At 59.4% G+C, this 23,370-nt stretch carries 17 protein-coding genes; 4 read left to right on the forward strand and 13 right to left on the reverse strand.

Annotated features, from left to right (window positions below; genetic code table 11):
* Positions 1-105: 105 nt before the first annotated feature.
* The 7 genes from radA to rpsF form a co-directional block, all read right to left on the reverse strand.
* Entirely contained in the window at positions 106-1,467 is a 1,362-nt protein-coding gene (radA, locus tag ACW4YW_RS01310; RefSeq protein WP_457135896.1) for a DNA repair protein RadA, read from the reverse strand.
* Positions 1,467-2,540 carry an alanine racemase gene (alr, locus tag ACW4YW_RS01315; protein ID WP_457135897.1) on the reverse strand — a complete coding sequence of 358 codons (1,074 nt, stop codon included), beginning with the start codon at positions 2,538-2,540 and terminating at the stop codon, positions 1,467-1,469. The genes radA and alr overlap by 1 nt, the downstream gene beginning before the upstream one ends.
* Positions 2,541-2,542: 2 nt before the next feature.
* The gene (gene dnaB / locus ACW4YW_RS01320; RefSeq protein ID WP_457135898.1) at positions 2,543-3,931 is read right to left on the reverse strand and encodes a replicative DNA helicase; all 1,389 of its coding nucleotides are present in this window, start codon (positions 3,929-3,931) and stop codon (positions 2,543-2,545) included.
* A gap of 136 nt (positions 3,932-4,067) precedes the next feature.
* The gene (gene rplI / locus ACW4YW_RS01325; RefSeq protein ID WP_457135899.1) at positions 4,068-4,514 is read right to left on the reverse strand and encodes a 50S ribosomal protein L9; all 447 of its coding nucleotides are present in this window, start codon (positions 4,512-4,514) and stop codon (positions 4,068-4,070) included.
* An 11-nt stretch (positions 4,515-4,525) separates the two neighbouring features.
* Positions 4,526-4,753, reverse strand: a complete 228-nt coding sequence (gene rpsR / locus ACW4YW_RS01330) for a 30S ribosomal protein S18 (RefSeq protein WP_011479550.1) — start codon at positions 4,751-4,753, stop codon at positions 4,526-4,528.
* A 12-nt stretch (positions 4,754-4,765) separates the two neighbouring features.
* Positions 4,766-5,065 carry a primosomal replication protein N gene (priB, locus tag ACW4YW_RS01335; protein WP_457135900.1) on the reverse strand — a complete coding sequence of 100 codons (300 nt, stop codon included), beginning with the start codon at positions 5,063-5,065 and terminating at the stop codon, positions 4,766-4,768.
* Positions 5,066-5,071: 6 nt separating this feature from the next.
* Positions 5,072-5,455: a 30S ribosomal protein S6 gene (gene rpsF / locus ACW4YW_RS01340; protein WP_457135901.1), complete on the reverse strand. Its 384-nt coding sequence runs from the start codon at positions 5,453-5,455 to the stop codon at positions 5,072-5,074.
* 303 nt (positions 5,456-5,758) lie between these two features.
* On the opposite strand from rpsF, the gene pgi reads away from it, so the two are divergent.
* Complete coding sequence (pgi, locus tag ACW4YW_RS01345) at positions 5,759-7,411, forward strand: glucose-6-phosphate isomerase (RefSeq protein WP_457135902.1); 1,653 nt, start codon at positions 5,759-5,761, stop codon at positions 7,409-7,411.
* 104 nt (positions 7,412-7,515) lie between these two features.
* On the opposite strand, the gene ACW4YW_RS01350 is transcribed toward pgi, so the two are convergent.
* From ACW4YW_RS01350 to ACW4YW_RS01365, 4 genes are read right to left on the reverse strand one after another with little or no spacing between them, the layout of a single operon-like run.
* On the reverse strand, positions 7,516-8,454 hold the full coding sequence (locus ACW4YW_RS01350; RefSeq protein WP_457135903.1) for a S49 family peptidase: 939 nt from the start codon (positions 8,452-8,454) through the stop codon (positions 7,516-7,518).
* Positions 8,447-8,809, reverse strand: a complete 363-nt coding sequence (locus ACW4YW_RS01355) for a Rieske (2Fe-2S) protein (RefSeq protein WP_457135904.1) — start codon at positions 8,807-8,809, stop codon at positions 8,447-8,449. Before ACW4YW_RS01355 ends, ACW4YW_RS01350 begins: the two co-directional genes overlap by 8 nt.
* A complete protein-coding gene (locus ACW4YW_RS01360; protein WP_407995243.1) occupies positions 8,788-9,444 on the reverse strand; it encodes an HAD family hydrolase in 657 nt (218 codons plus the stop codon). The genes ACW4YW_RS01355 and ACW4YW_RS01360 overlap by 22 nt, the downstream gene beginning before the upstream one ends.
* On the reverse strand, positions 9,428-10,417 hold the full coding sequence (locus ACW4YW_RS01365) for an RluA family pseudouridine synthase (RefSeq protein ID WP_457135905.1): 990 nt from the start codon (positions 10,415-10,417) through the stop codon (positions 9,428-9,430). Before ACW4YW_RS01365 ends, ACW4YW_RS01360 begins: the two co-directional genes overlap by 17 nt.
* A 587-nt stretch (positions 10,418-11,004) precedes the next feature.
* Here ACW4YW_RS01365 and ACW4YW_RS01370 point away from each other — a divergent pair.
* Positions 11,005-13,704 carry an Rne/Rng family ribonuclease gene (locus tag ACW4YW_RS01370; RefSeq protein ID WP_457135906.1) on the forward strand — a complete coding sequence of 900 codons (2,700 nt, stop codon included), beginning with the start codon at positions 11,005-11,007 and terminating at the stop codon, positions 13,702-13,704.
* A gap of 131 nt (positions 13,705-13,835) precedes the next feature.
* On the opposite strand, the gene uvrB is transcribed toward ACW4YW_RS01370, so the two are convergent.
* Positions 13,836-15,875, reverse strand: coding sequence for an excinuclease ABC subunit UvrB (gene uvrB, locus ACW4YW_RS01375; protein WP_457135907.1), 2,040 nt, complete (start codon positions 15,873-15,875; stop codon positions 13,836-13,838).
* Between the two features lie 117 nt (positions 15,876-15,992).
* Here uvrB and ACW4YW_RS01380 point away from each other — a divergent pair, with 117 nt between their 5' ends.
* Entirely contained in the window at positions 15,993-17,045 is a 1,053-nt protein-coding gene (locus tag ACW4YW_RS01380) for a trypsin-like peptidase domain-containing protein (protein WP_457135908.1), read from the forward strand.
* A 134-nt stretch (positions 17,046-17,179) separates the two neighbouring features.
* Entirely contained in the window at positions 17,180-18,373 is a 1,194-nt protein-coding gene (locus ACW4YW_RS01385) for a pyridoxal phosphate-dependent aminotransferase (RefSeq protein ID WP_457135909.1), read from the forward strand.
* Positions 18,374-18,439: 66 nt separating this feature from the next.
* Here ACW4YW_RS01385 and ACW4YW_RS01390 read toward each other — a convergent pair whose 3' ends face one another.
* Positions 18,440-23,335, reverse strand: a complete 4,896-nt coding sequence (locus ACW4YW_RS01390; RefSeq protein ID WP_457135910.1) for an autotransporter domain-containing protein — start codon at positions 23,333-23,335, stop codon at positions 18,440-18,442.
* Between the last annotated feature and the right edge of the window lie 35 nt (positions 23,336-23,370).

A 23,370-nucleotide genomic window follows, 5' to 3' on the forward strand; every position in this document is an offset into this window, starting at 1 on the left:
AAACGCTTATTTTTATGCTCCATCCAGTGGCAGATGACCGCAATCCTCTGAGTAATACTTCATTTACCATAACAAATCATGAGGTTAAACAACCTACAGGCCGGGTCACCCGTTACTCAACAATTGCAAAGCCTGGTCGAGGCGTTCCACCCCTTTGACGTCCAAGCCTTCGATCGCTTGCTTGGGCAAATTGGACTTGGGGACTATCGCATGGGTGAAACCGAGCTTGGCAGCCTCCCGCAGGCGCTCCTGGCCGCGCTGTACCGGGCGGACCTCGCCAGCCAGGCCGACCTCGCCGAACACGATCAATTTATTGTTCAGGGGTTTGTTTTTCAGCGAGGAGACAATCGCAAGCAGCACGGCAAGATCCACGGCGGGCTCGCTGATCCTGACGCCTCCCACGGCATTGATGAACACGTCCTGGTCGAAGCAGGCTACGCCGGCATGGCGGTGCAGGACGGCCAGCAACATGGCAAGCCGGTTCTGCTCCAGGCCGACGCATAAGCGCTTGGGGTTGGGCGCATGCGCCTCGTCCACCAGTGCCTGCACTTCCACCAGGAGCGGCCTGCTCCCTTCCTGCGTCACAGTGATGCATGAGCCTGCGACCTGCTCTGCATGGTGCGAAAGGAACAATGCCGAGGGATTGCTGACCTCGCGCAGCCCCTTCTCGGTCATGGCGAACACGCCCAGTTCGTTCACGGCGCCAAAACGGTTTTTGAAGGCGCGCACCAGCCGGAAGCTGGAGTTCTGGTCCCCTTCGAAATACAGCACGGTGTCGACAATATGTTCCAGGACGCGCGGACCGGCGAGCGAACCCTCCTTGGTCACGTGCCCGACCAGGATCATGGTCACGCCCGCCTGCTTGGCAAAACGCGTCAGCTGGGCGGAACATTCCCTGACTTGCGCCACGGAACCCGGGGCCGATTGCAAGGCCTCGGAATACAGGGTTTGTATCGAGTCGATGACGGCCACTTCGGGCTTGTGCTGCTGCAAGGTGGCCAGGATTTTTTCCAGGCTGATTTCCGCCAGCAGCTCGACCGGGCCGGCGTCAAGGCCCAAGCGCTTGGCGCGCATGGCGATCTGCTGCGCGGACTCTTCGCCCGAAACGTAGACAGCCTTGCGCATACTGCCGATGTGACACAAGGTCTGCAGCAGCAAGGTGGACTTGCCGATGCCGGGATCTCCCCCAATCAGCACCACACCGCCCGGCACCAGACCTCCGCCCAGGACGCGATCGAATTCGTGAATGCCGGTCGGGTGGCGCGGCACGTCCGCAGCCTCGACATCGGCCAATTTCTGCAAGCCGCTGGATTGTGCAAGCGCGGCATAGCGGTTCTGGCTAGGGACGGCTTCCACCACGCTTTCGACCAAGGTATTCCATGCCATGCACGAGGGGCATTGCCCTTGCCACTTCGGGGTTTGCCCGCCGCACTCGGTACAGCTATAAACCGTTTTTGCCTTCGCCATCAGCCTATCACCTTGAACACCACGCGCGGCGCCACCGCGCACAACAGCTCGTACCCCACCGTGCCCGCCGCCTCGGCAACCGCATCCACCGGCACTGCCTCGCCCCAGAGCTCCACCTCGCTGCCGACTCCGGCATCGGGCAACTGCGTGATATCCGCAAACAGCATGTCCATGGAGACGCGCCCCAGGGTTTGCGTGAGCTGCCCGCCAACCGCGATGGGCGTGCCGTTGGGCGCATGGCGCGGATATCCGTCCGCATAGCCGCAGGCGACAATGGCAACCTTTGTTGTCTGCGTTGCGGTGAAACGCGCGCCGTATCCAAGGATATCCCCGGCCCCCAGCGTTTGCACCGCGATCACTTCGCTAGTGAAACGCATCGCGGGCCGTAGCCCGAAACTGGCCGCGCTGACGCCCGATACCGGCGATGCGCCGTACAATACGATGCCCGGCCTCACCCAGTCTCGATGCGCTTGCGGAAAACGTAAGATCGCGGCGGAATTGGCCAGGCTAACGGGATGGCTTAAGCCGGCCGTTGCGGCATCAAATACATCGAGTTGCCCGGCGATGCCCTGCTCGTCGTCCGCTGTGGCGAAATGCGTCATCAAGCTGACGTCTGCGACCACAGGGCAAGACTCCAGCCGCTGCAAGGCTTGTTTGTAGGCCTGCGGCTTGAATCCCAGCCGGTTCATGCCGCTGTTCATCTTGAGGAATACCGAGATAGGCTTGGCGGGCGCGGCTGCCCTCTCCTCGAGCATGGCGAGCTGCTGCTCGTTGTGCACGACAATGCTGATGTCGTGCCGGGCGACGGCATCGAGCTCATCCATGCCGAACACCCCTTCCAGCAACAGCAGGCGTTGGCTATAGCCCGATTCACGCAAGGCCAGGGCTTCGCCCAGGCGCAACACGCCAAAGCCGTCGGCGTCTTCCAGGCCTGGCGCTGCCCGCAACAGGCCGTGACCGTAAGCATCCGCCTTGACCACCGCCAACACCCTGGAGCCCGGCGCACGCTCGCGCACAAGATTCAGGTTGTGGCGCAGCGCGCCCAAGTCAATCGTCGCTTTGGTCGCACGCATGCTTACTCGTCATAGTTGTCTTGGTATTGCCCGACGAAATTCTCGAAGCGGGTATTTTCGCCAAGGAAGGTCAGGCGCACGCGGCCAATCGGGCCGTTACGCTGCTTGGCGATGATGATCTCGGCGGTGCCCTTGTCTGGGCTGTCCGGGTTGTATACCTGGTCGCGGTAAATGAACAGGATCAAGTCGGCATCCTGCTCGATCGCGCCGGATTCGCGTAAGTCAGACATGACCGGGCGCTTGTCGGGACGCTGCTCCACGCTGCGGTTGAGCTGGGATAACGCGATCAGGGGCACGTCCAGCTCCTTTGCCAGGGCTTTGAGCGAGCGCGAGATTTCGGAAATTTCCGTGGCGCGGTTCTCGCTCCTGCCACCGCCGGAGGAAGTGCCTGTCATCAACTGCAAATAGTCGATCACGATCAGGCCCAGCTTCCCCACTTGCCGGTGCAGTCGCCGCGCCCTCGCGCGCACTTCGAATGAACTCAAGCCCGCGCCTTCGTCGATATAGATGGGCGCCTCGTTCAGCTTGCCGAGTGCCGTCGTCAGGCGCACCCAGTCCTCGTCCTCCAGGTTGCCGTTGCGCATGCGGTGCTGGTCGAGCTTGCCGATGGAGCCGATCATCCGGGTCACCAGCTGCGTTGCGCCCATTTCCATGGAGAAGACGGCGACAGGCAATCCGGTATCCAGGGCAACATTTTCGGCAATGTTGAGCGAGAACGAGGTCTTGCCCATGGACGGACGCCCGGCGACGATGATGAGGTCGCCGGCCTGCATGCCTGAAGTCATGCCGTCCAGGTCGGTAAAACCGGTGGGGATACCTGTGACGTCACTGTGGTTGTCGCGCTGGTAGAGGTAATCGATACGGTCCGCCACTTGCGGCAGCAGGGTCTTCATGTCCAGGAAGCCCTGGGTCGAGCGCTTACCGCCTTCGGCAATCTGGAAAATCTTGGCTTCGGCCTCATCCAGCAATTGCTGGGCGTCGCGCCCCAAGGGGTTGTATGCGCTCTCGGCAATATTGGAGCCGACCTCGACCAGCTTGCGCATCACTGAGCGCTCGCGCACGATTTCGGCGTAACGGCGGATATTGGCCGCCGTCGGCGTGTTCTGCGCCAATGCCGCAAGGTATGCCAGCCCGCCCACGCTGGAAAGCTCGGCCGAGTTCTCCAGCGACTCTGCCACGGTCACGATATCGGCCGGCCTGCTGCGCTCGAACAGGCGGCTGATGTGCTGGAAGATCAACTTATGATCGTGCCGGTAGAAGTCGTCGGCGCCGAGGATGTCGGCAATACGGTCCATCGCTTCATTTTCGAGCAGCAGGCCGCCCAATACTGATTGCTCTGCCTCTACGGAATGCGGGGGAAGTTTCAGGGATTCTAGTGTGTCGTCAGCCATGGCGCATTATAACAATAGGCTTGCGGGTTGGTGGCCCGTTCCGGGCAATAATATGCACGGGGATGGGCAGGAATCATCAAAACAAAAAGGGCTGCCGATGGCAGCCCTTTCGATGGCATGAAAGCCGGATGCAGTATTACTCGCCGAGTACGGAAACGGTAATCTCGACCACCACGTCGTGGTGCAATGCAATGCTGATCTGATGATCGCCGATCACCTTCAAAGGACCTTCCGGCAGGCGCACTTCAGACTTGGAAGCCTCGAAGCCTTGCGCGGTCAGTGCTTCAGCAATGTCGCCGGTAGTCACGGAACCGAACAGGCGGCCGTCAACGCCAGCCTTCTGGGTTACTTGCAGCAGGAAGCCAGCCAGCTTCTCACCACGCTTCTGCGCAGCAGCCAGTTGCTCGGCTTGTTGCTTTTCCAGCTCAGCACGGCGTGCCTCGAACTCAGCCTTGTTGGCTTCGGTCGCGCGCTTTGCCTTGCCTTGAGGGATCAGGAAGTTGCGGCCGTAGCCATCCTTCACCTTGACGATGTCACCGAGGTTGCCCAGGTTAACTACTTTTTCCAACAGAATAACTTGCATGGTCTCACCTCTTAGTGCTTGTCAGTGTATGGCAGGAGGGCAAGGAAGCGGGCGCGCTTCACTGCAGTAGTCAGCTGGCGCTGATACTTGGCCTTGGTGCCAGTAATACGGGCTGGGATGATCTTGCCGTTTTCGTTGATGAAATCCTTCAGCAGATCAACATCCTTGTAATCCACTTGCTTGATGCCCTCTGCCGAGAAACGGCAGTAGCGGCGGCGTTTGAACATGTCACGTGCCATGATGAAAACCTTTCAGATAATTCTTTCCAATGTTTGTATATGCAATACCAGCTGCGAGCTCTTGAGGCTGCGCCTTGCGAGAAACCCGATCACCTTCACCTGCGTCCCTTCGCTGATTTTCTGTGCTTCCAGCGCCAGCGGCCCCATGGCCATGCTTGACACGTCACATTCAACCTTGCGCTTCATTCCCGCCTCGACCTGTTCAGACATATGTTTCAGGACGAAACTCGATACTGGTATTCCTGCCGGGGTGTAGCGCAGTTCCGCAACCTGCGTGAACTCGCCGTCCAACTCCAGCCTGTTTAAACTCACTACTTATTAAGCTGTGGCTTGCTCTGCAGCGGGTGCAGCAGCTTCGTCCTTGGCCAGCAATGACTTGGACTTCTCTTCCTTCATCATTGGGGATGGCGCAGTCACGGCTTCGTCGGTATTCAGGGTCAGGTGACGCAATACTGCATCGTTGAACTTGAATGCGTGCTCGAGCTCGTCCAGCACTTCCTGGCTAGCCTCGATGTTCATCAGCACGTAATGCGCCTTGTGAATCTTCTGGATTGGGTAAGCCAATTGACGGCGGCCCCAGTCTTCCAGGCGATGGATGGTACCGCCATTGGAAGTGACGAGTGTGCGATAGCGCTCGATCATCGCTGGCACTTGCTCGCTTTGGTCCGGATGGACGATGAAAACGATTTCATAATGTCGCATAGAATCTCCTTTTGGATTAACAGCCTCCCGTATGCGCAACGGTGAGGCAAGGTGGAAAACCCGAAACTATAGCCAAAAAATATCAATTAATCAATCACAACCTGCACTACCCCGCCCATCCGGCGAAAAGCGGCCGCATACTAAAATTGTCTATTTACTCAGAATTGAATAGAATCATCAGGATTGAACCTGGTCATTATATGCAGCAAGCTGTTCGGATTGACATGCCAGCTTACGCCAACCCTCGCAAACAGACAGATGACCAAACCACTTTAAAGATTACCAATAAACATATAACCCGCAATGACAAACCCAACAAACTGTCCGGTCTGGCATGACCTTAGCGCCCATTATCACGAAATCCTCCCCCTGCAGATGCGGGACATGTTTACCAAGGATGGGCGCCGATTCGAAAAATTCTCCCTGAACACCGAAGGCCTGTTGCTGGATTATTCCAAGCACCGCATCACCGATGAAACGCTACCACTGCTGTTCAAGCTCGCGCGCGACTCCAAGGTCGAGGAATGGCGCGACCGCATGTTCTCGGGCGAGAAAATCAACTTCACCGAAAACCGCGCCGTGCTGCACACGGCCCTGCGCAACCGCAGCAACACACCTATATATGTCGACGGCAAGGACGTCATGCCGGAAGTCAACCGCGTGCTGGCCCAGATGCGCAAATTCAGCGACGGCATCCGTTCGGGCGAATGGAAGGGCTACTCCGGCAAGCGCATTACCGATGTCGTCAATATCGGTATCGGCGGTTCCGACCTCGGGCCCGTCATGGTGTGCGGCGCCCTCAAGCCCTATGCCCAGGCCGGCCTGAACGCGCATTTCGTCTCCAACATCGATGGCACCCATCTTGCCCAGACCCTGGAGCAATGCGACCCGGAAACCACGCTGTTCATCGTCGCGTCCAAGACCTTCACCACCCAGGAAACCATGACCAATGCGCACTCCGCGCGCACCTGGTTCCTGCAGGCGGCCAAGGATGAAGCGCACGTTGCAAAACACTTCGTCGCGATTTCCACCAATGCGGACCAAGTCGGCAAGTTCGGCATCGATGCCGCCAACATGTTCGAGTTCTGGGACTGGGTGGGCGGACGCTACTCCCTGTGGTCTGCGATCGGCCTGTCCATCGCCATCTACATCGGCATGGACAACTTCGAGGAACTGCTGCAAGGCGGCCATGAAATCGACCTGCATTTCAAGAACACGCCGCTGGAACAGAACATTCCCGTGATCATGGCGCTCCTGGGCGTCTGGTACAACAACTTCTTCGGCGCAGACAGCCTCGCTATACTACCTTACGACCAAGGCCTGGCGCGCTTCCCTGCCTATCTGCAGCAAGCCGATATGGAAAGCAACGGCAAGTTCGTCGCCCGCGACGGCCGCATCGTGCAATGCACCACCGGCCCCATCATCTGGGGCGAAGCAGGCACCAACGGCCAACATGCGTTCTATCAATTGATACATCAGGGCAACCGTCTGATCCCCTGCGATTTCATGATGCCGCTGCATAGCCAGTACAGCGTGGGCAAGAACGGCAACGAACACCACCTGATCCTGCTTGCCAACTGCTTCGCGCAGACCAGCGCCCTCATGCAAGGCAAGACGCTGGATGAAGCCAAGGCCGAGCTCGTCGCGCAAGGCCTGAGCGGCGATGAGCTTGAAATCCTGTTGCCGCACAAGGTATTCGAGGGCAATCGCCCGAGCACCACCATCCTGTTCGACAAGCTCACTCCCAAGACCCTGGGCAAACTGATCGCCATCTACGAACACAAGATATTCGTGCAAGGCATCATCTGGAACATCAACTCCTTCGACCAATGGGGCGTGGAATACGGCAAGCAGATTGCCAAGAAAATCCTGCCTCAATTGAACGACGGCAAGGAGTCGAACGAGTATGACAGCTCGACCAACGGCCTGATGAATTACTTCAAGTCGAGAAAATAGGCTGCCAGCTTTATAGGACTCAGCTCCTATCAATAAAAAAGCCACGATACTTCGTGGCTTTTTTATTTCATTGATCGACTTTACTTGAATCGTTGATACATCGCTTACTCCAAGCCCAACTTCTTGCCGAGGAAACTCGCGCTTACGCTGGCGCCCAGGCGCTTGGCAAACCGGTCGGCCAGCCCTTCCTTGGCGGTGAAGTCGACCAGGTTTTCCTGCTTGATTACTTCGCGCGCCACATAGTCAGAGCTGCCGAAGGCATCGGCCAGCCCCATTTCCACGCTGCTCTCGCCGCTCCAGAACAATCCGCTGAATGTTTCGGCGGTCTCCTTGAGGCGCTTGCCGCGCCCTTCGCGCACCACGGCGATGAATTGCGCATGGATCTGGTCCAGCATCTGCTGGGCGAATTCCTTGTGCTTGGGATTGACGGGAGAGAACGGATCCAGCATCGCCTTGTTCGTGCCGGCCGTCATCAAGCGACGCTCTACGCCGATCTTGTCCATGACGCCCGTGAAGCCGAACCCGTCCATCAATACGCCGATAGAACCGACGATGCTGGCCTTGTCGACATAAATCTTGTCCGCTGCCACGGCGATATAATAGCCACCCGAAGCGCAGATATCCTGCACCACGGCATATACAGGGATATTCGGGTGCAGCTTGCGCTGGCGCTTGATTTCGTCGTTGATGATGCCCGCCTGCACCGGGCTGCCGCCAGGGCTGTTGATGCGCAGGATGATGCCCTTGGTGCCCTTGCTGTCATAGGCCGACTTCAAGCTGGCGATCACGCTGTCCGCGTTCACCACGTCATCGCTGCCGATCACGCCGTTGATGTCGATCAATGCCGTATGCTCCACCGATGCGGACGAACTCTCGTTCCAGCCGGTGATATAGAACAGGATGATGAACAGGTAGAGGAAACCGAGCGACTTGAAGAAAATGCCCCACTGGCGCGAACGCCGCTGCTCCTTGACCGTGGCCAAGGCAAGCTGATGCAGTGTTTCGCGCTCCCAGTTGGAGCCGTTAGGATAATTGTCAGACATTCATTAAGCTTTCCAGGTTGATCAATATTTGCTGCTGTTGCTCTTCGACCCGCACAGGCTGCAAGCTCCGCCCGTGGCAAGGCCCTGCTACGCAATACCCGGTTTCCGGCTCAAAATGCGCGCCGTGGGTCGAACAGATCAGGTATTGCCTGCTGACATCAAAAAACTCGCCATGGTTCCAGTCCAGCTCCAGCGGAATATGCGCGCACTGGTTGACGTACGCATAGACTTTTCCTCCGAACCTCACCGCGAACCCGCTGACATGGCTGCCGAGTTCGGGAAGGTCGAAGCGCACGCCCTTGCCGCCGTCTTCCAGCTCACTGCTTTGGCAGATCAGGCGTTCGCGTCCAACCATTGGCTGAGTGTAGCAAAATCATCGAAATGCGCCAGCGGAGAATGCGGCAGCAAGCGCTCCAACGGATGCGCGCCATAGGTCACCCCGAGGCTGGATACCTTGGCGTTCTGCGCCATCTGCAAGTCGAAGCTGGTATCCCCCACCATCAATGTACGTTCGGGCTCGACGCCGAACTCGTCCATGAGCTCGAGCAACATTTGCGGGTTGGGCTTGGAGAGGCATTCGTCGACGCAACGCGTGCCGTGGATGAACTCACCCAGGCCGCTATGGGCCAGGGCATGGTTCAGTCCGCGGCGCCCCTTGCCGGTCGCCACGCCCAGCATATAGCCTTGCTGGTTGAGCCTGCTTACCGTGTCGTAAGCCTGGTCAAACAGCACGACGTCATCCTGGTGCGCGTTGTAGTGCACATTGTAGCGTGCCGCCATCTGCTGGATCTGCTCCTGCGTAATCACGCCAAACAATTGCTCGATCGCTTCGCGCAGGCCCAGGCCGATAATGCTGCTGGCGGCCTCCTGCCCCGGATCGTCCAGCCCGGTCTCGACAGCGCCCTTGCGGATGCTGTCCACAATGATCTGCGTGGAGTTGGCCAGCGTGCCATCCCAATCGAACACGATCAGATCAAAGCGCTTGGCCATGCTTGGACTCCGCATTCAATATTTCAATAAATTTCTCAAGTTCCTTAGGTAAGGGTGCGATTAATTTCAACTTTTCTCCATTGATAGGGTGTCTTAAATTGGTTTCGGCGGAGTGCAGGAACATGCGTTTCAAGCCGCGCTTCTGCAGGGATTTGTTCAAAGCAAAGTCGCCGTACTTGTCGTCGCCGGCGATCGGGAAACCCAGGTGCGACAATTGCACGCGCAATTGATGGGTACGGCCGGTTACGAGCTGGGCTTCCAATAAGGTGAACTCGCCCAAGGGCTTGCGCAGATAAAAGATGGTTTCGGAGTCCTGGCCGTCATCCTGCACTGCCACCCTGCGCTCGCCGCTCGGCAGCACGAATTTGTGCAGGGGCAGCTTGACCCTACGCTTCTGGTCGGTCCATTTGCCATGCACCAACACCAGGTAGCGCTTGTCCGTCTGGTTGTTGCGGATGGCGTCATGCAGGTTGACCAGCGCCACGCGCTTCTTGGCGAGCAGCAGCAAGCCGGAGGTTTCGCGGTCGAGTCGGTGCACCAGTTCGAGGAACTTGGCATGTGGGCGCTCCAGGCGCAATTGCTCGATCACGCCGCGGCTAATGCCGCTTCCCCCGTGCACGGCGAACCCCGCCGGCTTGTCGATCACCAGCAGCGCCTCATCCTCGAAAATGATGGCATCGTCGAACTTGGAGGCCTGCGGCTTAGCCACCGACTCGGCCTGCGGCTGCGCCATGCGCACCGGCGGCACACGCACCTGGTCCCCCAGGTTGAGCTTGCAGCTCGAATCCACGCGCTTGCTGTTGACGCGAACCTCTCCGCTGCGCAGGATGCGGTAAATGTGGCTCTTGGGGACACCCTTGAGTATTTTGGCCAGGAAATTATCAATTCTTTGGCCTTCACTGGCTTCATCTACAGTAAGCAGGTTGACAGCGGCGGGATTAAATTGATTTCTTGTTTTGCTTAAATTAGTCATCTCACCTATACTACGACCATCTTGAGGTAAATGCGCTAAGCGCTTCTTCAAGAATGACAACTGGAATGAAAAAATACCTTGGTTAACTCGCTCGCCAATGAACATCAAGTAGCGATTTGTAACGAAAAATGCGCTCTAGCCGCCGCAGACCGATATAGCTCATGTGGCGCAACAGCCCAGGATATACTGAAAAAATAGCATATTAGCCGATAATGACGGCTAATCCGAGACAGAAATAGACGTACCGGGGTTTAGACCCAATAGTTTACGAAAGCTTTCGTTAACAAATTCAAGCTGATACTGTGGCACAACGGTATTAGAAAATCTTTTTCCGGGTGGCCCAAGACGACACCTTAAAAACTGCACTAAAACGCACATTAGGAAAAAGCGGCCTGAAGGCAAACAACTGCCTAGCTGAAAAATTGAGAAACTATTGCTTCGCGTTACCTCCTGCGGACTTTGATCTGCTCGTATCGTGTTGTTATCGCCTGCCTCATTGAGCAGGCGCATACATTGAAGTTTCAGTCATACCGCTGCTGCCCCAAAGCCACGGCCTGCTGCCCGCTTGAAGAGCGCGGGAGCCCGCAATGAAACGCATGCTATTTAATGCGACGCAATCAGAAGAATTACGCGTCGCGATTGTCGATGGACAAAAACTCATCGATCTCGATATCGAGTCCGCCGGCAAGGAACAACGCAAGAGCAACATCTACAAGGGTGTCATCACCCGCATAGAACCTTCCCTCGAAGCCGCTTTTGTCAACTATGGCACCGACCGCCACGGCTTTCTTCCGTTCAAGGAAGTCGGCCGCAGCTACTTCCTGAACGATGGCGACGCAGGCCGTAGCCCACGCATCCAGGATGTCCTGAAGGAAGGCCAGGAGCTGATCGTCCAGGTGGACAAAGACGAACGCGGCAACAAGGGCGCCGCCCTCACCACCTTCGTCTCGCTCGCAGGCCGCTACCTGGTGCTGATGCCCAACAATCCTCGCGGTGGCGGCGTTTCCCGCCGTATCGAGGGCGAAGAGCGCAACGAGCTGCGCGACACCATGGCGCAGCTGCAAGTACCCAACGGCATGAGCATCATCGCGCGCACTGCCGGCATCGGCCGCAGCGTGGAAGAACTGCAGTGGGACCTCAATTACCTGCTGCAATTGTGGACTGCCGTCGAAAGCGCCTCCACCATCCAGAGCGGCCCGTTCCTGATCTATCAGGAAGGCAGCTTGGTCATTCGGGCCATTCGCGACTATTTCCAGCCTGATATCGGCGAGATCCTCATCGATACACCAGACATTCATGAACAAGCCGTGCAGTTCATGAACCACGTGATGCCGAACAACGTATCGCGCGTCAAACTCTACCGCGACGAGATTCCGCTGTTCTCCCGCTTCCAGATCGAGCACCAGATCGAGTCCGCGTTTGCGCGCGAAGTACGCCTGCCTTCCGGCGGCGCGATCGTCATCGACCATACGGAAGCCCTGGTATCGGTGGACGTCAACTCCGGCCGCTCCACCAAGGGCAGCGACATCGAGCAGACCGCATTCAATACCAACCTGGAAGCTGCAGACGAAGTGGCCCGCCAACTGCGCCTGCGCGACCTGGGCGGCCTGGTCGTCATCGACTTCATCGACATGGAAAGCCAGCGCAACCAGCGCGAGGTGGAAAACCGCCTGCGCGATGCGCTGCACCACGACCGTGCCCGCGTGCAGACCGGCAAGATCTCGCGCTTCGGCCTGCTGGAGCTTTCGCGTCAGCGCCTGCGCCCAAGCCTGGGTGAAAGCAACCACATTCCCTGTCCGCGCTGCCACGGCACCGGTCATATCCGAGGCATAGAATCGACCGCATTGCACATCCTGCGCATCACGCAGGAAGAAGCGATGAAGGAAAACAGCGCCATCATCCAGGTACAGCTCCCTGTCGAGGCGGCCACCTTCCTGCTCAACGAAAAGCGTTCGGAAATCCATAAGATCGAGCAGCGCATGGGCGTGCAAGTGGTGTTGATCCCCAACATCCACATGGAAACCCCCAACTACAACATCCTGCGCATCCGCCATGACGACGTGGAAGAAACAGGCCGCGCCAGCTATGAAATGGTCGAGCTGCCGTCCGAGACTATCGAGACTGCGATTGCCCAGGAGCCAAAGCCGGCAAAACCCGAAGCTGCGGTCAAGGGCATTACGCCAGCCTCCCCTGCGCCAGCGGCCAAGGAGAAACCCAACAGCACTTCCCTGCTGAACCGCTTCAAGTCCTGGCTCGCCAGCGTCACTGCGCCCAAGCCTGAAGCCAAGCCTCAGGAAGAAAGCCAGCGTCGCGACAGCGGCCGCAACCAGCGCCGCAGCAACAATAAACGTAACGATCGCAATGCCAACGAGCGCACCGGCAACGACCGCCAGGCGCAAAACGAGCAACGTCAGGAACAGCGCAAGGAGCAACGCGGCCAGCAGGACCGCCGCCAGCAACAGGCTGAACAGCGCTCTTCACAAGGCCGCCAGGAAAAGGCAGAGCGTCCGGAGCGTGGCGAGCGCCAGCCCAAGGCTCAGCAGCAGCCGACTACGCCTGCCCTGCAGACAGACGCGCCTGTAGAAGCTGGCAGCGAGCAACGCGGCAACCGCCGCGGACGCAATGGCCGCCGCGAGCGCCAGCCCCGCAATGAGAATGCCAACCGCGAGAACCGCCAGCAAGCTGAAGACTTGCGTGCTGTCGCAGAAGCCCCTGTTGCAACTGCGGCAGCCGACCTGCCAGCTGAGAGCAAGGCAACAGCCGTTGCGGAAACAGCCCCCGCTCCCAAGGTGAAGGAAAAGGCCGAGGCAGTCCAGGCAGAGGTGCAAGCAGCGCCTCGCGAAGAAGCGCCTTTGCCAGCAGCCAAGACAGAAGCCGCCGCGATCGAGGACAGCCAGGCAGCCATAGTGGAAACAGCTGCCAAGGAAACACCGGCAAAAGCGGAAAAAGCACCTGTGAGTGAACCTATCGTTGATAGCGCCCCTGCTGCGGCCGAGCCAGCGAAAGCTGCCACAACCGTGGCGGAGGAAGCACCAGCCGAGACAGCCAAGCCCGAGAAGAAGCCGCGCGCGCCTCGCCGCCGCAAGGCCGAGGCAGAAAAGCCGGCCGACTTGGCAGATTCCGGCTTGCAACTGGTGGAAACCAAGGCTGATGCAGCCCAGGCAGCCGCCCCTGCAGAAGAGGCGCCAGCAAAACGCGCACCGCGCAAGTCAGCGGCCTGGCAGCAAAAAGCAGCCAAGGAAGAAGCCGGCGGCGATGAGCTGGTCATGGTGGAAACCCAGAAGTAATATCAAGCAGCAACAAAAAAGCCCTGACTTGTGTCAGGGCTTTTTTTATTTTAAGAGTTTGTGAGTCGAGTCTCACCGCGTCCGCCACACTCCCGGCAAAGCCGGATTGATTACATGTTTGGCTTAATATCTCAATCCGCCAGTTCGTCCGGCACCTCGGCGCCGTAAAAACTGTTCTTGAGCTTTTTCAATTGGTCGCGGTAGTCGGCGGCCTTCTCGAATTCCAGGTTCTTCGCGCTCTCGTGCATGGCCTTTTCCAGGCGTTTCATTTCCTTGACCAGTTGCTTCTCGGTCATCTGGCCATAACTCGCCTTCTCTTCGGCCGCCTTGCGGTCGCGCTGGGCGTCCTCCTTGCTGTAGACGCCCTCGATAATGTCCTTGATGCGCTTGCTGACGCCCTTTGGCGTGATGCCGTGCTCGGCGTTGAATGCCATTTGCTTGGCGCGACGGCGCTGGGTCTCGTCCATCGCCAGCTTCATCGAGCGCGTTACCTTGTTGGCGTAGAAGATCACCTTGCCGTTGAGGTTGCGCGCCGCGCGCCCCGCGGTCTGGATTAATGAGCGCTCCGAGCGCAGGAAACCCTCTTTGTCGGCATCGAGCACGGCGACCAGTGAAACCTCGGGTATATCCAGGCCTTCGCGCAACAGGTTGATCCCCACCAGCACGTCGAACTCGCCCAGGCGCAAGTCGCGGATGATTTCCACGCGCTCCACCGTATCGATGTCGGAGTGCAAATAGCGCACCCGCACGCCATGCTCGGAAAGATAATCCGTGAGGTCCTCCGCCATGCGCTTGGTCAATGTGGTGGCCAGCACGCGCTCGCCCGCATCCACCCTGAGCTTGATTTCCGACAGCAGGTCGTCCACCTGCGTATCGGCCGGCTTGACGATGATCTCGGGATCGACCAGCCCGGTGGGCCGCACCACCTGCTCAGCGATGCGCTGCTGGTGCGTGGCTTCGTATTCCGCCGGCGTCGCACTCACGAAAATGCATTGCGGAATGATGCGCTCGAACTCCTCGAACCTGAGCGGCCGGTTGTCCATGGCCGACGGCAGGCGGAAGCCGTAATCGACCAGGTTTTCCTTACGCGCGCGGTCGCCTTTGTACATGCCGCCGATCTGCGGCACGGTAACATGGCTCTCGTCGATGATCATGAGCGCATTCTTCGGCAGGTAATCGATCAATGTCGGCGGCGCATCGCCGGGCTGCCGGCCGGTCAGGTGGCGGCTGTAATTCTCGATGCCCTTGCAGAAGCCGATCTCGTTGAGCATTTCCAGATCGAAGCGAGTGCGTTGCTCGATGCGTTGTGCTTCCACCAGCTTGCCGGTCTTGATGTAGAAATCCACCCGGTCGCGCAACTCCTGCTTGATGGTTTCCATCGCGCGTATCGTCGCCTCGCGCGCCGTCACGTAATGGCTAGAGGGAAAAATGCGGAAATTGTGGATCTTGTTGAAAATCTGCCCGGTCAACGGGTCGAACACGGTGATGCTCTCGATCTCGTCGTCGAACAGGCTGATACGCACCGCGGTTTCGCTGTTTTCCGAAGGAAACACGTCGAGCACGTCGCCACGCACACGAAAAGCGCCGCGCGAGAAATCGAAGTCGTTGCGCTCATACTGCATCGCGATCAGCTTATTGACGATATCGCGCTGGCTGATCTTCATCCCCAGGTGGATATGCAGCACCATGCCGTGGTATTCGCCCGGGTCGCCGATGCCGTAAATCGCCGACACCGTGGCGACGATGATGCTGTCTTCCCGTTCCAGCAACGCCTTGGTGGCGGACAACCGCATCTGCTCGATGTGGTCGTTGATGCTGGAGTCCTTCTCGATGAACAAGTCGCGCGACGGCACGTAGGCCTCGGGCTGGTAATAGTCGTAATAAGAGACGAAGTACTCCACGGCGTTCTGCGGAAAGAACTCCTTAAATTCGGAATATAGCTGGGCGGCCAATGTCTTGTTCGGCGCCATCACGATCGCGGGACGGCCTGTACGGGCAATGACGTTCGCCATGGTGTACGTCTTGCCGGAACCCGTCACGCCGAGCAAGGTCTGGAACTTCAGGCCCTCGTTCACGCCGGCCGTGAGCGCCTCGATTGCCGCCGGCTGGTCGCCTGCGGGCGGGAACGGCTGAAAAAGCTTGTATTTGCTGTTTGGGAAAGTGACAATCACATCAATCACCAATGAGAAGGAACTGAGATTCTAACAGGCCAGCGGAGTCTGCGCGCCTGTTGCCAAACCTTCTTTAAAACCCGGTTGCCTCTTTTCCTGCCCGAGCTGGAGGTAGTTATGCGTTATCTGTTGTGGATTGCCGCATCATGGCTGCTGACGCCAGCGCTACCCGCCCATGCCATCGACCGCGAGAAAATGATCGAACCCTTCTTCTCCACCGTCATGGTGAGGGCCTACCGCACCGATGGCGGACTGGGCTACGGCTCCGGCATCGTCGTCGCCAGCGACAGGGTGCTCACCAACTGCCATGTGCTGCGCGAATCCGGCAAGCCCTGGATTTCACGCGGCGAGGATGTCTACCAGGTCGAGTCGGTGCAAGCCGACCTCTGGCACGACCTCTGCTTGCTGCATACGGTTCCCCTACCGTTCAAGCCGGTGACGTTAGGGGAAAGCACCGCACTGAAGAAAGGCGAACAAGTCATCGCCATCGGCCATTCCAACGGCGTTGCCTCTCCCCTGATTTCGGCAGGCAATATCAAGTCGCTCTACTCCCTGGACCACGGCAGCATTATCCGCAGCACCGCAAGGTTCGCGCTCGGGGCCAGCGGCAGCGGCTTGTACAACGAGGCCGGCGAGCTTGTCGGCATCAACACCTTCAAGACGCTTGGCCGCCAGGCTTACTACTACGCCCTGCCGGTGGAATGGCTGAAACAGCTTGAGGAACGCCAGCCGCAAACCCGCTTTCCCTTGATCGGCCAGGCCTTGTGGGAAGCGACGGAGCAATCGCGCCTCTACTTCCTGATGATTGCCATCCCGGAAATACAAAAAGACTGGCAAGCCCTGGGCAGGATCGCCACGCAATGGACCATGGCGGAGCCCGACAACAGCGAGGCCTGGTACGAGCTCGGCTACGCCCAGGAACACCTGCAGCAACCACAGGCCGCAGAGGCCAGCTACAAACAGGCGCTCAGCCTCGACCCGGCGAACACGGACGCCATGTTCCGCCTTGGCCTGATAGCGGCGCATCAAGGCAAGAGCGACGAGGCTCTTGCCATAGAGCAATCGCTGGGCAAGATCAGCGAAAAGCTGGCGATGGAATTCCGCAAGGCAGCCGCATGCCCCGACGACTGCAATGACATGGCCGCCAGGCCAGCTTCTTCTACCCAATAAATTGCGCCTATTGTCTCAACTATCGCGCAACACCAGCCAAATATCGCACGCCGCCATATTCCGCATTGGGAATAATATGAGTAAAATTAACGTTTTGCCGTCGTCTTCATTATTTCTCTATAGGATTTCAGATCTTGGAACTCTCGCAGCGCGTTCAATCCATCAAAGAATCACCCACCCTGGCTGTTACCGCACGTGCCGCCAAGCTTAAGGCAGAAGGCCGGGACATCATCGGCCTGGGCGCAGGTGAACCGGATTTCGACACTCCACAACACATCAAGGACGCCGCTAAAAAAGCGATTGACCAAGGTTTTACCAAATACACCCCTGTTGCCGGCATTCCCGGCCTGAAAAAAGCCATCGTCGCTAAGTTCAAGAACGAAAACGGCTTCGACTACACCGAGAAGGAAGTCATCGTCGGCGTGGGCGGCAAGCAATGTATCTTCAACCTCGCGCTCGCCGTACTGAACCCGGGCGACGAAGTCATCGTGCCTGCGCCTTACTGGGTCTCCTACGCCGATATCGCCCTGGTCGCAGGTGCCAAGCCAGTTATCATCGAATGCGGCATCGAGCAAGGCTTCAAGCTCACCGCCGCGCAGCTCGAGGCCGCCATCACGCCGCAAACCAAGCTGTTCATGATCAACTCGCCATCGAACCCGACCGGCGCGGTATACAGCCTTGAAGAACTCAAGGCGCTCGGCGAGGTGTTGAAGAAACATCCCCATGTGCTGGTTGCCACCGACGACATGTACGAGCACGTCAACCTCACCGGGGACAAGTTCTACAACATCCTCAATGCCGCGCCCGAGCTCAAGGAGCGCTGCATCGTGCTCAACGGCGTTTCCAAGGCCTATTCCATGACCGGCTGGCGCATCGGCTACGCCGCCGGCCCGGCCAAGATCATCAAGGCGATGGAAATCCTGCAGTCGCAATCCACCTCCAACCCGACCTCGATCTCGCAGGTGGCGGCCCAGGCTGCATTGGAAGGCCCGCAGGAATGCATCACCCCGATGCTGGACGCTTTCCGCGAACGCCACGAGTTCGTCGTCAAGCGCTTCAACGAGATCAAGGGCTTGAAGTGTATCAAGGCGGGCGGCGCATTCTATGCGTTCCCCGATGCGCGCGAAGCCATCAACAACCTGTTTGCCGCAGGCAAGATCAAGCAGGCCACCGACATGGCACTGTCCGAGTACCTGCTCGAACAGGAAGGCGTCGCCGTGGTGCCTGGCTCCGCTTTCGGAGCCGAGGGCTACTTCCGCATCTCGTTCGCCACTTCCATGGACAACCTCAAGAACGCGCTGGAGCGTATCGAGCGCGCATTGGCCTAGCCGACACGCTATTCTTGAGCAATAAAAAAGCCTGCGCGAAGCAGGCTTTTTTATTGCTATCCGTGATCAGAACCGCCAGTTCAGACTGGCGCGCAAGCCGTGGTCCTCCGCTTGCCGCGCAAACTGCCCGAAATAGGAAAGGCTCAGGCTCAAGGCGTCGCCCGTCGCTATGTCGAGCCCGGCATCCACCACCAGCGCTTCACGACGCACCGGCGTCCCGGCGATACCGAAGGCGTCCCCTCCGCTAAAGGCCAGTTGGGACCGCTCGCTGGTATCCCCGCTCGCATGCCGCCATCCCAGCGAGCCGCGCAATAGCGCATGGGTGCGCTCTCCGCTTTCGAGCTGGCGGGCCGCGCGTAGGCCCAGGGTGGTGAAGGTGGTGTCCGTACCTTGGCTGCGGCCTCTCAGGGCGGCGCCTTGCTTCTCATCGAAACCATCGCTATGCAGGTTGACATGCGCCAACGTCACGAAAGGCTCGAGGGCGAGCAGCCCCGCCTCCAGGCGGTAGCCCAGGTCGGCGAAACCCTGCAAGGTACGGCCTTTGTAATCCGCCTTGCTTTCCGCCGCAAGCCCGGGGAAATCCACGCTGCGGCGCGTATTGACGTCATGCCAGCTGTGGCTGGCCCCCAGCCTGAGGCCGAGGCCGTCCCACTCTGCACCACCGTAGAGCCCCAGGTGATAACTGCGCACATTGGCGGAAGAGCGCCTGCCGCTGGCTTCCTGGCTGCTGTCGGAGTAACCTGCCAGCGCACCGGCGCGCCAGCGTTCGCCCAGCTGGGTATCGGCGCCGAAGAGGATGCCGCCTATGCGCCGGCTCAACCTGGCGGCATCCTGGGTACCGCTATCATGCCCCCAGCTGCCCAGCGCCTGCGTCCAGGCGGTATAGCCTTCCCTTTCCACAGCATCGCCATTACGGGCCGCCGCCACGGCGCCAAATGCCTGGCGGGTGCGGTCAATCGCCGCGTTGCGTACGAAGCGGCTGTCCTCGATCAGGGTATTGCGCGCCGAGGCATGGATTTCGCCCGACAATTGGTCCATTGCCGCCGCCGTGTCCTGTTGCTGCAATGCCGCATCGATAAATTGGTTGCTCCCGGCGGCAAGCAATACGCCGCCCAGGACGGAGCGCTGGTTACGGCTCAAGCTGGACTGCACGTTGTCGACTGCGCCCTGGTCAATAGCCAAGCTGACTTCCACACTGTCGATATTGTAGAAGGTATTGAGGCTGATCAATCCGCCACCGGTCCAGGTGCTGGAAGAAAACGGCGTACCTAGGGAGCCGTCGGTGGTCAACACCGTATAGCGGTGGTTGAGCAGGTAGCCGCCGTTGCCGTTTTCCTGGGTGACCTCCAGGTTGATGCCTGCCAGGTCGGACACGCCGGTATCGGTGATATGCACGAGGTCCGCCTGGCCTGCCGCATTGATTTCGGCGACATAGGTACCGCTGAAACCGGCGACAGAGCCGTAGGTCTGCGTGCCGATGGAATTACCCGGACCGATGGTGCCGCTGCCACTCAAGGCGCCGCTGAAAATGAAGTTGCCGCCCAGGGTGGCGCTGCTATCCACGACCGCATTGCCGACCACCAGGATAGGCGATGCCGCCGTTCCGCCATGGGTGGCCGCTCCCTGTCCCAGGTTCACGTCGCCCACGATGTTGGTGGTGGCGGTGCGGCTGAACAGGATGACGGCATCCTCGGCATTGAGGCCGCTGTTCAAGGTCGTCGCACCGGCAAAGGACACCACGCTCTGGCTCGCATGCACGGTGCCGTCGATAATCGCATTGCCGTTGAACACGGCAGTGGAGCCGCTGCCGAGGTTGAGCTCGCCGTTGATCGCGGTATTGCCGCTGTTGAACACCAACGTCGTATTGTCGCTGCCGCCAACGCCACCCGCCACGGTCGTAGCGTCGCCGTTGAATTGCAGCTGGGCATGGTCGATTCCGCTGATGTTGCTGCCGATGTTGGTATCGCCGTTGAACGTGAAGCTGGCGCCATTGCTAGCCACCGTCTGCGCGATGTTGGTGACGCCGTCGAACCTCACGCTGGAGCCCGTGCCAGCCACTACGCCTCCCCCGATGTCAGCGCCGTTGGTAAAGGCGATGGTCGTGCCCTCTCCGCCGCTGACATTGCCGTCGATCGGACTGCCATCGGTATTGACGACAGTAGCGCCATCCCCGGCCGTCACGTCATGGATACCCCTGACGATGCCCACCCATTGCGCGCCGGAACCGACGATAAGGTTGGTCGTCCCGCTACGGCCCTCTTCCAGGCCGTCGATATCCACGATATCGCCGCTGGAAACGGAACCGTTGGCCAGGGTTAGGTTGGTGATGCCATCCATGCCCTGCTCGTTGCGGTTGACCTGCAGCAGAACGCCATTGTTTCGGGTGAGATTGGAACCCGCCCCGACCAGGATATCCTGCACCTGTCCGGCCTCGGTCAGCTCGGACAGTATGGAAGCGCCCGCGGCATTGATGCTGGTATTGCCCAGGCTTGCACTGGCATTGTTCACAAGATGAATGCCGGCACCCTGCTGTGAAACCAGGCTGGAGCCGCTGAGCTCGAGCCTGCCGCCCGCCGTGGCGAACGCTGCCGCCACGTTGCTGCCGCTGGTCAGCACGGATGCATCCTGCAACCGCACCAAGCCGTCCAATATCGCCGACACCCCATACGCATCCTCACCGCTGGTGGCAATGCTGCCCGACTCGAAGACCACTGTGCCGCCGGTGCCATCAAACCACCCAGCCGATACGCCCATGGCCCTCGCGCCGCTGGTTTCTATCTTGATGCCGTTGGCGTTGATCAGGGATTGCGCGCCGCTGGCCTGGATTCCCACGGCATCGTCTCCGGACGTACTGATCGAGCCTGCCTCCATGTCGATACGTCCGCCGTTGTATGCGTACAATCCCCGGCCGACGGACCCCGTCGTCGTGATCGCCACATTGCCGGCCGCTATCCTGCCCCCTTCATTCTGCGCAAACAGGCCGTAGGAATTGTGCCCTTCGGTAGAAATGCTGCTGCTATCGATGCTCACCACGGTTTCCTGCCCGGCAAACGCGCCGCTCGTTGCCGCCCATGCCAGCACGGCATGAGAGTTTTCTCCCTTGGTGGACAGCGCCACTCCATCGAGCCCTGCGCTTCCGCCCGTATCCGCGCGGATGGCATAGCTGCGGTCACTGCCGGTCATGCGCACGGCGCCGCCTTTAAGGACAACGCTGGCGCCCTGCGATGCGGCAGCACCGACGGGAGCATCGCTGCCGTTGGTGCCTGTGCCGCTGACGATCAGCTCGGTATTGTTCGCGACAACGCTGGAGCCGGTTCCTGTCGCGCTGACGCCGCGCCCGTAGGCGCCGCTGTTCGTCTGGCTGACCGTCACGCCATCCAGCCGCACCTGGCCGCCGTTGGTCGCAGAGGCGCCGTAAGCACGGCTACCTGATACGTTGATGATGGTATCGCTGGCCTCCGCCACACTGCCGTTCCCGTCGGCGACCAGGCCATGCGCGCCCTGCCCCAGAGTCGATATATTGCTGTCGTGCAGGCTGACCTGCCCGCCCGTATTGGCCACTGCGCCATGACCGCTGCCCGAGGCCGTCACTGTCACACCGAACCCTTCGTACGTTCCGCCGGCAACGGCCATCACGGCACTGCCACTGCCGGCATTGCTCACAGCGCCGCCGGTCATCGCAATGCCGCTGGCATCGGATTTCACCACGGCGTTGGCGGAGCCATTCACGGTACCGCTGAAATGGCTGTCGGCCAACAAGGCCGAGGAATTGTTCACCGCACTGAGGTAGCCGTCCGCCACGTTCCAGCGCCCGCCCAGCGCCGCATCGTCCAGCCTGATGTTGCCCTCGACCTGGATAGATGGACCGTTGCTACCGCCAGTGGCCGATGCGCCGTTTTCCAGTTCGACATTGCCGCCTATGCTGACGACATCTGCGCTAGCGCCGCTGAAAGTGAAGCTGGCCTGGCTGCCGATCAGGTTTTCAGTAATCACAGCGCTACCGGCGAAATCCGCCGAGGTCTGTTCCTCGCCATTGCCCTCTGCAAGCAGGCTCCCCACAATATTAGCGCCGGATGCCACTTGCGCATGCGCGCCCGCGTCGACGACGATATCGCCGTCCGTATTGCCGATCACTTCCCCGTCGGCATAGACCTTGCCGGCCAACAGCCGGGACCAGTAAGTGTCGAATACGGTTTCGCCATTGTTCCTGGCCTTGAGGTACATGGCCCAGAACTGGGACGGTTCGCCGCTGGCGGTTGCGGGAGGCTTCCAGGCGTAGATCAATTCGCCGTTGAAATAATATTCGACCAGGTTCTGCTCGGGCAGCAGGCGCAAATCCAGCGTATTCCAACCGTCGTACTTGATCAGGCTGGCCGTCTCGGCGAGCGTCACCCAATCGCCGCTGTCCCATACCTGCAAGCGACCAACGCCATCCTGGTTGTTGAAATGGATGATGGGAAATGCGGCCTCGCTATCGACATACGCACCTTCTGCCACCACCGATTCAGGCATGGCGCTACCCCACATGCCGGTATTGACATAGTCGGTTGCCGTTCCACTCTGCCAATCCGCGTCGACCCACATATCGCCCCGTAGGAAGGAAGCGCCCGCAGGCACTGTGGTCTGTTGCGAATAGCCTTGCCAGTTATTGAAGGAGTCGCTTGCCGCAGGCGGATTGACCTCCAGCTTCAAGGCATCCCGCCCTTGCCACTCCACACGTTCCAGCGAAGGGGAGCCGCCCCTGTCTTTCTTCCAGGCCGAAGGGTCCATGTCGACCGCATAGGGCGTATAGACCGCAGGCTCTGCCGACGCCATTGGCGAGTATGCTGCGCAACATGCCAGCACGGCCAAGACTGCACTGACGCCGGCCCCGCTGCCGCAGCCCTTGCTCTTGGCCGTTTCAGGCACCACCAGGTGCATCCGGCGCGCAGCGCTCCATATCGTTTTATAAGCTCGGTTCATCCCTGCCCTCCCCTTGGATTGAAAAAATAGAATGG

Source organism: Methylobacillus pratensis, from assembly GCF_054072455.1.